The sequence below is a fragment of the Thauera sp. 2A1 genome, from assembly GCF_009469595.2.
Lineage (GTDB): Bacteria > Pseudomonadota > Gammaproteobacteria > Burkholderiales > Rhodocyclaceae > Thauera.
In genome coordinates this window covers 1-574 of the sequence record NZ_SSXV01000063.1, presented here as the reverse complement: position 1 = coordinate 574, position 574 = coordinate 1, and the positions used below count along the sequence as shown (strand labels likewise).

General features: G+C 27.0%; 1 protein-coding gene. It reads right to left on the bottom strand.

Translation table 11 applies throughout. The annotated features are described in order from the left end of the window. Positions 1–278: 278 nt before the first annotated feature. Positions 279–574: NUMOD1 domain-containing DNA-binding protein (locus GH664_RS22165; protein ID WP_228111676.1), on the bottom strand; the 296-nt coding region annotated here is incomplete at its 5' end.

The window sequence follows — 574 nt, the reverse complement described above, 5'->3', positions numbered from 1 at the left end:
GGATCTAATGTAATATCTATTCTATCCTACTTTACATCTATGTGCACATAATCTGATGAACTAAATCCTTTTATAATATACAGAGTACGATTAATATCAATAGATACAGTTTCACCAGATTTAATAAATCTATGTGGAGTAAGATTCCAAGCATTAACTACTTCAGGAATAATTGTTCTTGCTTTATTATCCACATATAATATATTATATAAAATAGTTTCTTTTTCCATAACGCATTTTAAGGCGTTTTAAGCCATTTTCTTTATTAAATGATGCATTTATAAGGAAGGAGAGTTAAAAGACCATTTAAAGCCTCTTGCGTAGCAATTATTATGATTACAGCTAAGATATATTCCACTACTGTGCTTTAAACCCATTTCTTTAGTAGCTTCTTTTACAGATTCATATTCTTTAATGAATGCTCCATCTTTTGTATATTGATATACTTTCCTTCTATTTTTAGGATTTGCATTAAACGTTTCTAAACTTTTAGCTAATCTATTTTTCCAAACATTATTGTGTTGATAAGTACACCATTCTAAATTATCTACACAATTATTTAATTTATTCTCAT